At 64.2% G+C, this 12,497-nt stretch carries 18 protein-coding genes; 9 read left to right on the forward strand and 9 right to left on the reverse strand.

The annotated features are described in order from the left end of the window. Positions 1 to 338: 338 nt before the first annotated feature. Positions 339 to 959: a class I SAM-dependent methyltransferase gene (locus tag SynRS9909_RS06260; protein WP_007102637.1), complete on the reverse strand. Its 621-nt coding sequence runs from the start codon at positions 957 to 959 to the stop codon at positions 339 to 341. A gap of 757 nt (positions 960 to 1,716) precedes the next feature. On the opposite strand from SynRS9909_RS06260, the gene SynRS9909_RS06265 reads away from it, so the two are divergent. The 3 genes from SynRS9909_RS06265 to SynRS9909_RS06275 all read left to right on the forward strand — a co-directional run bounded on the left by SynRS9909_RS06265 (position 1,717) and on the right by SynRS9909_RS06275 (position 3,903). Beyond that, a complete protein-coding gene (locus SynRS9909_RS06265) occupies positions 1,717 to 2,139 on the forward strand; it encodes an SLOG family protein (protein ID WP_240307801.1) in 423 nt (140 codons plus the stop codon). Positions 2,140 to 2,224: 85 nt separating this feature from the next. Then, positions 2,225 to 2,878, forward strand: coding sequence for a siphovirus Gp157 family protein (locus tag SynRS9909_RS06270; RefSeq protein ID WP_007102634.1), 654 nt, complete (start codon positions 2,225 to 2,227; stop codon positions 2,876 to 2,878). A gap of 98 nt (positions 2,879 to 2,976) precedes the next feature. Next, positions 2,977 to 3,903 carry an RAD52 family DNA repair protein gene (locus SynRS9909_RS06275; RefSeq protein WP_240307800.1) on the forward strand — a complete coding sequence of 309 codons (927 nt, stop codon included), beginning with the start codon at positions 2,977 to 2,979 and terminating at the stop codon, positions 3,901 to 3,903. A gap of 65 nt (positions 3,904 to 3,968) precedes the next feature. On the opposite strand, the gene SynRS9909_RS06280 is transcribed toward SynRS9909_RS06275, so the two are convergent. From SynRS9909_RS06280 to SynRS9909_RS06290, 3 genes are all read right to left on the reverse strand, one after another. Continuing rightward, positions 3,969 to 4,385: a hypothetical protein gene (locus SynRS9909_RS06280; RefSeq protein ID WP_255479247.1), complete on the reverse strand. Its 417-nt coding sequence runs from the start codon at positions 4,383 to 4,385 to the stop codon at positions 3,969 to 3,971. 27 nt (positions 4,386 to 4,412) lie between these two features. After that, entirely contained in the window at positions 4,413 to 4,565 is a 153-nt protein-coding gene (locus SynRS9909_RS06285) for a hypothetical protein (RefSeq protein ID WP_162858339.1), read from the reverse strand. A gap of 73 nt (positions 4,566 to 4,638) precedes the next feature. Beyond that, positions 4,639 to 5,157, reverse strand: a complete 519-nt coding sequence (locus SynRS9909_RS06290) for an HPP family protein (RefSeq protein WP_007102630.1) — start codon at positions 5,155 to 5,157, stop codon at positions 4,639 to 4,641. A gap of 315 nt (positions 5,158 to 5,472) precedes the next feature. On the opposite strand from SynRS9909_RS06290, the gene istA reads away from it, so the two are divergent. Continuing rightward, positions 5,473 to 7,029 carry an IS21 family transposase gene (gene istA / locus SynRS9909_RS13975; RefSeq protein WP_162858297.1) on the forward strand — a complete coding sequence of 519 codons (1,557 nt, stop codon included), beginning with the start codon at positions 5,473 to 5,475 and terminating at the stop codon, positions 7,027 to 7,029. Next, positions 6,956 to 7,711, forward strand: coding sequence for an IS21-like element helper ATPase IstB (gene istB, locus SynRS9909_RS06295; protein ID WP_007102656.1), 756 nt, complete (start codon positions 6,956 to 6,958; stop codon positions 7,709 to 7,711). The genes istA and istB overlap by 74 nt, the downstream gene beginning before the upstream one ends. Positions 7,712 to 7,921: 210 nt before the next feature. On the opposite strand, the gene SynRS9909_RS06300 is transcribed toward istB, so the two are convergent. Continuing rightward, positions 7,922 to 8,692, reverse strand: coding sequence for a lysozyme (locus SynRS9909_RS06300; protein ID WP_007102627.1), 771 nt, complete (start codon positions 8,690 to 8,692; stop codon positions 7,922 to 7,924). Between the two features lie 94 nt (positions 8,693 to 8,786). On the opposite strand from SynRS9909_RS06300, the gene SynRS9909_RS06305 reads away from it, so the two are divergent. From SynRS9909_RS06305 to SynRS9909_RS06320, 4 genes are all read left to right on the forward strand, one after another. Next, on the forward strand, positions 8,787 to 9,506 hold the full coding sequence (locus tag SynRS9909_RS06305) for a hypothetical protein (RefSeq protein ID WP_162858338.1): 720 nt from the start codon (positions 8,787 to 8,789) through the stop codon (positions 9,504 to 9,506). Then, positions 9,506 to 9,868, forward strand: coding sequence for a hypothetical protein (locus SynRS9909_RS06310; protein WP_186593827.1), 363 nt, complete (start codon positions 9,506 to 9,508; stop codon positions 9,866 to 9,868). The genes SynRS9909_RS06305 and SynRS9909_RS06310 overlap by 1 nt, the downstream gene beginning before the upstream one ends. Next, complete coding sequence (locus tag SynRS9909_RS06315) at positions 9,868 to 10,161, forward strand: hypothetical protein (protein ID WP_007102624.1); 294 nt, start codon at positions 9,868 to 9,870, stop codon at positions 10,159 to 10,161. The genes SynRS9909_RS06310 and SynRS9909_RS06315 overlap by 1 nt, the downstream gene beginning before the upstream one ends. 61 nt (positions 10,162 to 10,222) lie before the next feature. Continuing rightward, positions 10,223 to 10,435, forward strand: a complete 213-nt coding sequence (locus SynRS9909_RS06320; protein ID WP_007102623.1) for a hypothetical protein — start codon at positions 10,223 to 10,225, stop codon at positions 10,433 to 10,435. Positions 10,436 to 10,882: 447 nt separating this feature from the next. On the opposite strand, the gene SynRS9909_RS06325 is transcribed toward SynRS9909_RS06320, so the two are convergent. The 4 genes from SynRS9909_RS06325 to SynRS9909_RS06340 all read right to left on the reverse strand — a co-directional run bounded on the left by SynRS9909_RS06325 (position 10,883) and on the right by SynRS9909_RS06340 (position 12,491). Then, on the reverse strand, positions 10,883 to 11,104 hold the full coding sequence (locus SynRS9909_RS06325; RefSeq protein ID WP_038002037.1) for a hypothetical protein: 222 nt from the start codon (positions 11,102 to 11,104) through the stop codon (positions 10,883 to 10,885). A gap of 191 nt (positions 11,105 to 11,295) precedes the next feature. After that, positions 11,296 to 11,457 (reverse strand): hypothetical protein, encoded by a 162-nt coding sequence (locus tag SynRS9909_RS06330; RefSeq protein ID WP_240307797.1) that lies wholly within the window; start codon positions 11,455 to 11,457, stop codon positions 11,296 to 11,298. 89 nt (positions 11,458 to 11,546) lie between these two features. After that, positions 11,547 to 12,095, reverse strand: a complete 549-nt coding sequence (locus SynRS9909_RS06335) for a cyclic nucleotide-binding domain-containing protein (protein WP_007102620.1) — start codon at positions 12,093 to 12,095, stop codon at positions 11,547 to 11,549. Continuing rightward, positions 12,096 to 12,491, reverse strand: coding sequence for a hypothetical protein (locus SynRS9909_RS06340; protein WP_007102619.1), 396 nt, complete (start codon positions 12,489 to 12,491; stop codon positions 12,096 to 12,098). Between the last annotated feature and the right edge of the window lie 6 nt (positions 12,492 to 12,497).

The following is a 12,497-nucleotide window of genomic DNA, read 5'->3' on the forward strand; positions in this document are numbered from 1 at the left end:
GTGGATGAGGATGCCACGCGGCGCAAGGGCTGCGCGAGCCGATCAAGGCGCGATGCGCTGATCGGCCCTTGCGCTCGCGTGTTGTTGTTCTCCTCGCCGCCACCGGGGTGGGTGGTGTGGGTCATTGCAGCAAAGGGGTTCTCCCGCGGCTGCGGTGGCCCGGCGCATTGAGGTCCATCTGCGGCGCCTGGAAGCGGCTGTGGTGGCTGCGTTTCGGGCGCTCGATGGTGTGCGTTGGCTTGCTGATAGAGGGACGCTGGTCGTCACGCCGTGGCCTGAAGTGCAGCTCCTGGCGTCCATCGGACGCTTCTAATCAATGGGCTTGTTAGGCGGCACCTTCAGGAATCTGCGACACGGCAGTAGCAGTAGATGAACTTTTGGGTTGTCCCGAACGGTGTGTGATGCTCCTCTCTCTCCTGCTTTAGAAGAGCGAAGCTCGACCCGAACTGCCCGTGCAACTGCTCTGGCGAATACCGCATTACGGGCAACCCACTGCATTGCGTAGGACCGTCCTCGGCGAACGTAGCGATGATGACATGGCCGTGCGGCTTTACCGAGCGAAGAACCTGGTTCACGTAGGCCTGACGCTCGGCCTCCACCGTCAGGAAATGGAAGACTGCGCGGTCATGCCACACGTCGTAACCATGCTCAGGTAAGGCGGTATCAATGATGTTGCCCTCAATCCATGCCACCGATCGCCCGCGGTCGCCCAGTCGAACCCGCGCAGCTTTTAGTGCTGCGGCTGACAAATCAAGTACTGCGACGGAGCGATAACCATCGCGTAGCAAATCATCAACAAGTGTCGATGCGCCACCTCCAACGTCAATAATAGACGCAGTGCGGGGAACGCCAGTCGCATGGATGAGTTGCAGAGACTGCTCCGCGTGCTCCTGATACCAACTCACGTCGGTGGCTGGCTTGGTGCTGTAAACGTGCTCCCAGTGATCCTTGGATTGCATCACACCTTCCTGTTGATGCCGAACTTAGCCTGCATTTCAGGTTTTGAGACATAGGCCCAATTCAGCCTATGCAAGCGATCCTCGCAGGGCTTTCGCAAGCCTCGCCATCGCCATTGCCATCGAGATAGCGGTGCCGCTGCCGCCTCCAGGCGCGCCGGGCCGCAGGGCGAATATCGGCGAGCCTTGGGCGACGAACAGAACTGCCAAGGCTGGTAAAGGCGTCAAGGCTGCCGGGAGGGTTGCTGGATCAGCCCCAAAATGTCCACCCGGGTCGCTGGACCTTGGCTGCAGGGGTGCTCAGCCGCAGGTGGTTGCCATAACAGAGGGGCTGAAAGTGCCTATGCGATGGCCCGATATTGCCAGGGCACTCCCCGCACCACCATCTCGATGATCTGAGCCACCTCGGGAGGCCCCCCGCCGGCCCCGCGCATTGAGGCCCATCTGCGGCGCCTGGAAGCGGCTGTGGTGGCTGCGTTGCGGGCGCTTGATGGTGTGCCTGGCGCGTACACATGGAGTGGCGCTGCTGAATCAATAGGCGCGGTTGATTGATCGCATGAAGTTCTACAAAGCCAGCCCGAAAAGCCCCGTCTCATGTGGCGCATAGTACGCCCGTACTGATACAATAAGGGGGTGCTCAAGGGAGGACGTCTCGCCCGTTGATTCTCTTGTTGCTGCTGTCTTTTGCTATCTCATTTTCGTCATGGTTTTGTTGTCTGCTGCCGCCGCATTGGCGCCGCCTGTTTGTTCATCGGATCGCTTGTCTGGTTGCACGCAACTGGTGATCGTGGCCGGTGGTGGTCGTGATCTCGATTGGCCCCCGCCTCAGATCGCTGCCCATCTGCTGCAGGCCACCAGTGGCCGCTTGGTTCAGGCCTTGTTCCATGGCGCAGGCCGCGGTGCTGATCAAGCGATTGCCGCTGCCGCTGAGCAATTGGGTTGGCCCCAGATCGCCTGCCCCGCGGCCTGGCAGCAGTTCGGTCGCTCCGCCGGGCCGATCCGCAATCGGCAGATGCTCGTCGCAGCGCTGGAACGCGTTGCGGCTTTGCCACAAGGTTGCGGCCTGCTGGTGCTCGGCTTTCCCGGTGCCAATGGCACCCGCTCCTTGCTCGATCAGGCCCGCGCCATGGCGCAGCGCGCCAGTTCCTTCCCGATCGCGGTGCTCCAGATCCCAGCGGCCTAGCGGCTTGCGGTGGGGTTCAGATCCCCCCCATACCTCTGTTCTTAGCTCTCACGCCTCAGCTTTTCCCCCCTTTGCTTTTCATCCCATGTCTGTTGCCATTCCCCTCACTGCCCCTCCGGTTGAAACTCAGAAGCTGCCCAGCCTTTGGGAGCTCGGCCGTGATCTTGAAGCTGAAACCCACTGGATCGCCCAGTTGGCGGAACGCCTTGATACCGGCGACGACGAGGAACGCGCCCTCGCGATCGCTGATCTGGAGGAATCGCTCGCCTCTGAGGAGCACCAGCGCGAGGCATTTGTGCGTAAGGCCGATGCCACCTGCTGGGTGATCGAACGGCTGCGCGCTGAGGCCAGCTACCACCAGAGCCAGGCGAAACGGTTTGCGGCCCTGGCCAAGGGGGAAGACAACCGCGCTGATGCCCTGGAATCCACCCTGGTCCACCTGCTCGATCGTCTGGAGCCCGGCGCCAGCAGCCACCGGCTCCACGATCACACCCTGCGATCACGCACCACAGAAGCGATCGAGATCGACGATCCCGAGGCCCTGCCCGCTGAGTTGCTCACCACCCAGACGACGAGCACCCCGAACAAAAGCTCGATCAAGGCCCGCATCCGCGCCGTGATTGCAGCAGCCGTGGCGGGCCTGCCCAAACCAGAAGCGGCCCACCTCGCCTTTTCCCTGGCCGCAACAGCCGTGCCCGGCGCGCGGTTGATCAAACGGCGCCACTGGTCCATCACCTGAAGCCCCCCAGGGGGCCAGAGGCCCCCTCTCGGCGGCGGTTGCCGCTGCAGGCCCCACTCCGACTGATCTCTCCACTCCGCACACCCGCATTCCTCACCATGGCCATCACATCCACAGCCAGCACCAGCCAAGCCAGCAAGAGCGCAAGGCCGACGACCAGCCCAGGAACCGAGCGCACCACCATGCCGCGGATGCCCAGGCGCCATCCCTCGGCGCTGCAACTGCTGCGCGACTCGCTCCAGCAGGAGGGTGATGCCACCACGCCCGCTCCAGCGTTGCCAGCCCAGGTTGCAGCTGCTCCAGCTGTTTCTGGATTCAGCTCCCGTCAGCGGGAGCTGCTCGCCGCCCCGCTCGATCGCGCCAAGGTGCGGCAACGGGAACAGGGCCGGATGCGCGTCAGCTACCTCGAGGGCTGGCAGGTGATCGCTGAGGCAAACCGGATCTTTGGCTTTGATGGCTGGGACCGGCTCACCATGGATGCGAGCTGCGTGGCGGAACACGAACGGCCGGTGGGGCGGGAACGCAAGAGCGGCTGGGGGGTGACCTACACCGCCCGGGTGCGGATTGTCGTGATCGCCGGTGAGCGCTGCTTGATCCGCGAGGGCTCCGGTGCCGGCCATGGCATCGACGCCGACCTGGGCCTGGCCCATGAATCAGCGCTCAAGGAAGCCGAAACCGATGCGACCAAACGGGCGCTGATGAGCTTTGGCAACGCCTTTGGCCTGGCGCTCTACGACAAACAGCAACGGCAGGTGAGCAGCACAGCTTCGGCGCAGCCGGCCCCGGTGGCTATAGGCAAAGCTATGCCCGCCGAGGCTCCGGAGGCTCTACTCCCACCCGCTGCCATCACCCGGCTGCAGACCCAGATCAAGGCGCTGCCCCCGGCGCGGCTGGAGGCGTTCGCCAGGGGCTTCCGTGCTGCGTTCCAGGTGCCTGATGCCCAGCCCTCGCTGGCGGGACTGATCACCACAGGCCGCCACCAACGCTGGATCGAGGGCTTCCTGGCGGAGAGCGCTGCTGCCTGACCGACCCCGCGGGCCCACCGGGAGCAACAGAAAAGGCCGGCCAACGGCCGGCCTGGCCTCGGGCCTCAGCAGAGCTGAGAGGACGAGGCCTGCAATGCCTCGATCAAGGCCTCCTGCTCGGCCTCAAGCGCCTGATCGATTTCATCGATGCGGGCGAGGAAGGAGGCGATCACGGGCAGCACCTCCTCTTCCAGGCGTGTGATCTCTTCTTCTCCGTAGGGGTGATCAATCCAGGGCCTGGGGATCAGGAGCCCCTTGGCGGCATGTGAGGCGAGAATCCACTCCACAGCGCGGTAGCAGGACTCAACCAGGGCGATCGGATCACCTGGAGAGGCGGAGATCAGGGAATGAAAAGCCATGAGCAACTGACGCCTGATGGCGCAGCGACGGGACGCCTCAAGGAGCACCCCGCCCGTCAAGGGGCGATGCCGTAAGGGAAGGTGCGATGAGCAGCGGCGCACAGCGGCTCGCTGCGATCGCACCAGAGCAACCAATTCATTCGCCTCGCGTCAGCCCTTGACCAGGGGTGACCCTGGAGAGGCCCGGCGCAGCGTCTCTTGCGGTGTCTCCGGGTGTTGGTGGGGTGCATCTGGCGGGGTGCTCACCCCCTTGGTCAAGCGCTCACCGCCGCCGGCCTTGCCGTCCCAGCCGACGTTCCGCATCAGCTCCCTGATCATCAGAGTGCTCACCTCGATTGCATGTGCTGTTGGCCTGGTTTGGCTCAACGGCAGGCCTTTAGATCCAGTGATGGGGATACGATTCAGATAATCCGTTCAGCCGGCTGAAGAGCACGGCCGTGGCGGTAAGCAATACGGACCCAGCAAACACCGGCAGGAGCACAAACATCGGCTTCGCCTGTAGCAACACCCCCAGCAAGGCCACGGCTCCGGCGGGTGGATGCAGACAACGCAGGCGCTGACCAAGGGCAATGGCGATGCCAACAGCGAGACCCATCACCCAGGGATCGCTGCCCAACCAGTGGACGCAGGCCACGCTGACCAGCGCCGCCAGAGTGTTGCCCATCACAAGGTTGCGTGGCTGTGCCAAGGGGCTTTGGGGATGGCCAAACAGCAACACCGTGGAAGCGCCGAACGGCGCCTCCACCAAGGGGTAATGGCTCCACAGGCTGATCAACCCCAGCAACGTGATCGCCAGCACACCACCAAGCCAGGCCGCCAGGACGTCCCGGTTCTCAAAGCGTGGCTGGAAAGCACGGCCACGTGCACGATCGGCCTGGAGCCAGCGCCACACCATTTGGTATCAAGAGATATCAAATGGTCGTTTGCCTGGTGGCTGGCGTCAAGCCGAATCAGCGCGCCGAACCACTGAAAGACGACTGCGCCTCTGCAATCAGTCAGCTGCTATCGCGCAGGCGATCCTGGAGAGGCCCGGCGCAGCGTCTCTTGCGGTGCCTCCGGGAGTTGGTGGTGCCGTGTTCGACGACAATCTGGTTGAGGGGTCACGCCAATCTGGTTGACCGCTCTTGAGGGGTTCTGCTGAATCCGGTTGCCATGCGCAGGGCACCGGGACATGCCTGCTCCCCTCACCGCTCAACAGATTTCGCTGTACATGTCCAAACGACGAGCCGGCAGCCGCCAGGAGGTGGCTGCCGCTGCGGCGGGCATCTCGGTGAGCAGTGCCCACCGGATCGACTCCGGTCGCTTGCAACCCAAAGCCGCCAAGCCCCGCAGTAGACGACGCCCTGACCCATTGGCGGCGGTGTGGGAGCCGTTGCTGCTTCCCCTGCTTGAACGCCATCCAGCCCTCACGCCCACCACGCTGCTGGAGCACCTGCAGGAGCAAAATCCTGATCAGGACTGGAGTTCTGTCAAACGCACCCTGCAGCGGCGGGTTCAGCACTGGAAGACCCTCCATGGCCAAACGCCTGAGGTGATGTTCCCGCTGGCGTACCAGCCCGGCGAGATCGGCTTCTGTGATTTCACCAAGGTCAAGCGCGTGGAGATCACCCTGCGGGGAGAACCATTCCCGCACCTGCTGTTCCATTACCGCCTGGCCTGGAGTGGCTGGGCTTACGGGCAGGTGATCCATGGCGGCGAGAGCTTTGTGGCCCTTTCCGAGGGCTTGCAGAACGCCCTGGCTGCCTGCGGTGGGGTGCCAAAAGAACTGCGTACTGATCGCTTATCGGCCGCCAGCCGCAACCGTGACGGCAGCTACGCCCTCGACATCACGCCCCGCTACCAGGCGCTCTGCAGCCACTACGGCCTGAGCCCCAGCCGCAATAACCGTGGTGTGGCCCATGAGAACGGCATCGTCGAGGCACCCCATGGCCACGTGAAACGGCGGCTGGAGCAGAAGCTGATCCTGCGCGGCAGCTGCGATTTCGAGGAACCCGCCGAATACGGCAAGCTGGTCGCTGAGGTGTTCAGCACGCTCAATGCCCCGCGGCAACGGCGCTACGAACAGGAATTGGAGGTGCTCAGCCCGCTGCCGGCCTTTCGCTTTGCCGACTACGAGCTGCTCACGGTGCGGGTGCGGAGCACCAGCACGATCGAGGTGCGCCAGGTCGTCTACTCGGTGCCGCCGAGCCTGATCGGTCGCCAGGTTGCGGTGCGCTTGCACCATGACCGACTGGTCGTTTACCTCGGTCGCGACTGGGTTTGCCAGCTCCCACGCGCTTATGGCGCTTCTGGCGAGAAGCGAGCCTGGTGCATCGATCTGGAGCACCTGATCGATGGCCTACGTGCCAAGCCGCGGGCTCTGCTCCATTGCCGCTACCAGCGCCACCTGTTCCCCGATGAGCGCTGGTGGGGCTTGTGGCAACAGCTCTTGGCCGGCGGTGACCGTGACGGCGCGGCCCGGTTGATGGTCGAGGCACTGTATGTCGCCGTGCGGGTGGCGTCTTTTGAGCTTGTGCTCAGCTTCCTGCAGCAAGCCCACCAACGCAAGGCCCTGTCGCTCTCGCTGTTGCAGCAACGCTTCCGGCTGCCGCCGCGGCGGAGCGCCCTGCCTGATCCCGTGATTCCTCAACACCTGCTGGCTTCCTATGACCACCTCCTTACCGGTTCCTCGCTCTCAGGCGGTGGAAGCGACCTTGCCGTTGCTGCTCAAACAGCTGAAACTCGCGCGCTTTCGCAGCCACTGGCAGCCGCTGGCCGAGCAGGCTGAGGCCCAGGGCTGGAGCCCTGGCCAGTTCCTCTACTCGCTCTGTGAACTGGAGCTGGAGCAGCGGCAAATCGCCCGCCAGCAGCGCCTGCTGCGCGGCGCCCATCTCCCTTGGCAGAAAGGGCTCGACGGGTTTGACCACCAGCATCTCGACCCGCGTCAATGGCAGGAGCTGCAAGGCCTGACGCAGCAGACCACCTGGCTGCTGCAGGCGGAAAACCTGTTGCTGTTTGGCCCTAGCGGCGTGGGCAAGACCCACCTGGCGATTGCGATCACGATGGCGATGGCTGCGCAGGACCAGGCCTGCCGCTTCTTCCCGGCCACGGCGCTTGTGCAGCTGCTGCAGAAGGCCAAGGCGGCCTATGACCTGCCGGCAATTCTGCAAAAGCTGGACCGCTACAGCCTGCTGGTGATCGACGACATCTCCTACGTGCGCCGCAGCGAACTGGAGACCTCGGTGCTGTTTGAGCTGATCTGCCACCGCTATGAGCGCCGTTCGTTGCTGGTGACCAGCAACCAACCGTTCCGGGAGTGGGACGACATCTTTCCCAACGGATCGATGACTGTGGCGGCGGTAGACCGGCTGGTGCACCACTGCCACATCATCGGCATCAAAGGCGAGAGCTACCGGCAGAAAGCAGCTGCTGCAAGGGTTTCCAGTGATCAGAGCAACCCGCCAACGTAATTGACGCGAGCGTCATCGCCGGCACGATCACAACCACCATCGGCCTAAGCAAACAGAACCAAGGCGGCGACACGAAAACTGGCCCACCCACCCAATCAGTAAGCCCACCAGGACAACCGAATTGACGCGCCGCGACAGGCCTGGTCACGATCCAGATCCCAACTGGATTTCAAGCCAGAAGCAGGTCCCGAAACCAAGCTCATTCACCGGTCAACCTGATTGACGCCACACATCAACCTGATTGACATCTGACAGTGCGCCTTGATCGGTGTTGCTGTCGTGCTGGGTGTAGTACGGCACCTGGAGCTGGAGGCGATCACCACCGGCCACGGCGCTGTCGTCGGTGCTGGAGCGGTAGGTCTGCACCCAGGGGTGATTCGCCTCGAGAACGGGATGGCCGTTGAGGGCCTGCTGGAGCAGGGCGATCGCCTGGCGCTGGTGGGGTAGAGCGGCGTAGTGGGAAAAGAAATCCAGCAGGACGAGCGGCTCTTCGTCTGCAGAGCTGGTGGCAGTCGAGCTGCTCGTGTCTGGTGCGGTGCTTGTGGCCAGGGCCACTTCTGCCGCGCGCCTGCGGCTCAGGCCGGCAAGAACGCCGTTGACGCTTTTGTTCCAGCGGGGCAACTCCTCACGGATCACCCGATCGATGGCCTCTCCCTGGAGGATGCGGCGGCGCAGGCTGCTGGTTTCAACAGCGCCGAGGCCGACATTGAAGGCCCAGCTGACCAGGGCACCGAACTGCTGATCGTTGAGGCCTGGAATCAGGCGCTCGACGCCGCGTTCAAAGCGCGCAAGATCCTGATCCAGCAGTCGCTCGCATTGCTGCTGGCTGTAGGTCTGCCCGGGCTGCACGTCCGGGCCGGTGTGGCCCCAGCAGCAGGTCCAGGGCGCACCGCCGGTGCCGGGATCGGGATAGCTGCGGAGCTCGAGCCCCTCAAAGGACTGGATCAACTGACGGGCTGCCGCTGTGATCTGACGCTGCATGGGGCCGCATGAGAAGAGGTGGGACAACAGCAGGGTTCCGGGCTGGATCAGAGCGAGGCCAGGAGGGATGGGGCCGGAACCCTGGAGGGACCCGATGCGTAGGCGTTCTGTGCCCGATGCGATTCCGCCCCTGCCCTGCCCTGATGCGCCTGAGGAGAGAAGGCCATCGCCTGAGCTGGGGCTGGCTGAGTGGCCGGCCTCGCTCTGGGCGCTGCTGCGCGATTGGCTGCGTCCGCCGCGGAGTGCTGCTGGGGCGCTCTGGAAGGTGTTCTCAACCCTGAGCCTGGCGGTGCTGCTGGCGAGCGGCTGGCTGCTGTGGCGCCATCCGGAGCTGGTGGTGGAGGTGCTGCTGCAACGGGAGCAGGGCACCTCGATGGCGGTGCTGCTGCAGCGCTGGCCCAGACGCCAACGGCAGGTGATGGAGCTGCTGGCGGGATTTGCCGTGGAGTACCAGCCGACGCAGATCGCCCTGGTGGGCCGTCATTCAGCGGTGGGGATCGAGCTGATCTGGTCGAATGAACCGACGAGCGGCTGGCCGACGGCAACAGCCGGGGTGATGCACGCGAACCTGATGCCAGCGCTGGCGGCGATGCTGCATGGGGAGTGCTGGAGCGGTGCGCTTGTGCATCCGGCCCCCCGCTACCGCGGTGGTGCAGGGGGTGCAGACGGGCCCTGGTTGGTGTGCGGGCTGAGCGATGGCCGTGATGTGCGCGGTTATCTGCTGGTGCACTGGCAGGAGCAGGAGATGGTTCCAGCGGGAGCCGAAAAGCGGCTGGCGGGGTTGCGCCGGGGGATGGAGCAGGTGCTGTTCTGATGGCGAATCCGGGCCCGGAACCCTGCAGGAGAGCCAATCGAGACGACAGGAGGTTGCGTGTGATGGGTGCGGCGGAATGGCTGGCGGCGGGGCTGCTGGCGAGTGCGCTGGCAGCGCCGGTGTCGCAGGCATGGGAGCAGCAGCGCAGTGACGTGCGCTCTGGGAGCGGAGCTGGTGCGGGCTATGTGCTGCGGTCGGACTGCGGCGCTGATGCGCAAGGAGCTGGAGCAGAAGCCAGTGCGGGGCCGTGCCTGATTGAGCTCTCCAGTGGTGTGCGGCTGGGTGTGGCGATGCCCCTGCTGCCCACAGCTGTCAGGAGCGCAGCAGGTCTGGCCGGTGGTGAATCACAGGAGGTGAACTGATGAGCGGTGCCTGGGTGAAACGGCTGATCACCGGTGTGGTGATGGCGATTGCCGCCTGCGCGGTGTTGCTGTTTGCCGGTTGCAGCACAGGAGCGCTGCAGGGAAAGCAGTGCGATGACGGGCAGGAGCGCGCCTTTGCGGTGCTCAGCGGTCTGCTGACGACGGTGATGGGCCTGGCGATCAAGCTGGAGGCCCTCGATGGCCCCGGCGGAGGAACCAACCCCAACCCTGGTGCTGGTGCCGGTTATGGCGTGCAGCGCACGCGGCGGCAGGTGCTCGACCCGGACCGCTGAGGTGGGGCCACGGAGCCCGGAACACGGAGCCCGGAACCCTGTGGCAGCCACATCAGCTGTCATGGATCAGGTTCTGCGCATCGTCTTCTGCAACGGACAGGTGGCGGAGCGCCGTGGCGAAGACGATCTGGTGGCGGCCCTGTTTGCTGCGGATGCTGCGGGCTTGATCGATTACGTGCTGGCGCTGGAGGTAGACAGCGGCCGTTGCTTCTTTTTCACCCGCCCCGGTGATCAGCGCTTTGATGGCGAGACCGTGCTGAAACTGGCGTTCTGAAAGGGGAGGCGCCTGAGTTGATGCGGATCCTGCATGAAAACGCGATTCGGGTTGCGCCCAGCCTTCATTCAGTAGAAGTTGGTAGCAGTCCATTCGTTCGCGTTCTAGACGCGTGAGTCCAATTGTTGCCCCCCCCCTGAGTCGGAATTGAGGGAGCTGTTGGCCTTTGTCGCGGTTTGTGATGGCCGTTCCGATCTGCAGCAGGCCATTTCCTGCTGTACTTCACCGCAGGAGATCATCGATCTGGCGGCGAAGGAAGGACATGGAATCAGCATCAAGGCCTTGCGCTCATGCTCTCGCGACCTGGCAGCTGCGTACTGGCCCTGGTCTCAGAAAGGCCACGCCTGGCGTCGGGCCTTTTTTGCGTCTTGATCCGCCCCGCCTGATCCAAAGCTGAGCCCCGCCATAAGCGGGGCTTTTTCATGGCAATGGCCGGCGGGCCTGTGCTCAGAGCACCGAGACGGTGACGCCGGGTGTGCCCTGCAGCTTGCGGGCGATGGCATGGGCCCGCTCAGCGGGAATCAGGCGCATTTTCTTGACGGGTTTGCCGCGCTTGCCGAGCCACTGCAGCTCAAAGGGGCTGGTGCCGCCTTTGGGGACACCTGGGGCATAGCGATGAATGCAGAGGAAGCGGATCGGGCAGGAGAGGGGTTGAACAGCGGAGGCCATGGAGCGGAAGTGCGAGAGACCCCACCGCTGAGCCACGGCCGCGCAGCCCTCAGGCAAGGACACCCCGCAGGGGTGCATGGCTCGATCCTTGCCGTGTGAGCAGGCCCGTGTCTGGATGGGGCTGCCCTCGCGCTGCTCTGTGGCCGGCAGTGCTCAACCAGAAGCGGTTGGTCGGTTCGACCCGCGTGAATTCAGAAGTGGGTCCGCTGGGCCTCGGCGCTGTTGCCCCAGAGCTTGCGTTTGGCGGCCTCGGCATCGGCGATGAACAGCCGTGCTTCTGCGCGGTTGGTGCAGGTGCGTGCCCGTTCTTCCAGTTGCATCAACTGCACCAGCTGTTGAGTGGTGGCGGTCATGGTCACCTCCGGGTGTTCCTGCATCAAGGTTAACCCTGGGTTAACCCATTGGTGCGCGTTGGCGCGGATGGCGGTTGTGATGGGTCTGATCAGGCGGCGTGGTGCTCCTCTGCGGTGGCATGGAAGGGGAAGGGAGCCGGTGCAATGGTGCTCTGCCGGCGCTGGGCGCGGAGACGGCCGTGTTGCTGTTGCAGCAACTCGATCACCAGCGTGGGGTGGCGATGGATGAGCTCGAGAAAGGAGGCTCGATCCAGGCGCAGCAGCTGCACGGGTGTGAGCGCCCTGGCCGCCAGTTGGTGGTGCTGATGCCGTGAGGCGAGATCGGGATAGGAGAAGAGATCGCCGCTGCGGCAGCGAGAGGAGGAGGCGATATTCGGGCCATCAAGTGACACCAGCCCGCGCTCGACGGCAAAGATGGCGCGGACCGGATCGCCTTGCTGCACGATCACGCTGCCCGTGGGCAGGAACCAGCGATCGGCACCGGTCTGTTCTGCAATCAGCTCGAGGGGTGTAGGCAGGGTGCGCTGGCTGAGAATCTCCATTGCCAACGCCAGGGACTTGATGGAGTTGTAGGCACAGCAGCGCAGCGGCGCCAGGGTCTCCAAGGGAGCGCGTCCTGGTTCCTGTTGTGTTGCCACTCAGGGCTCGCTGCCATTGATCTCCCTGAGCAGCTCCTCCAGCAGCTGGTGTTCGTCTGGTGTGGGTTGATTGCGCAGCGGCTGTTCCATTGCCAGATCATCGATCAGGCCGTAGAAGCGCACATCGAACCAGAGCAGGAACAGCTCGAGCGTGAGCGGTTGGGGCCAGAGGCTGGGGTCCTCACACCAGCAGCGCAGCTCCTCCCGAAAGATCGGCAGGACATGCTCTCGCAGGCGCTCGTTGGGGGGGGGGCGGTCCTGATCCTGGATTGGGATCAGATAGAGCGAGGGTTCGAGATCATCGATCAGAGGGGCTTCTGGTTCCATTGCCTGGGCCCAGGCCCGCATCGGCTCCTTGGCAGAAATGCCGATGGCGCAACGATTCACCACTCCCATGCGTCC

Origin of the sequence: Synechococcus sp. RS9909 (assembly GCF_014279595.1) — a bacterium.
GTDB lineage: Bacteria > Cyanobacteriota > Cyanobacteriia > PCC-6307 > Cyanobiaceae > Synechococcus_C.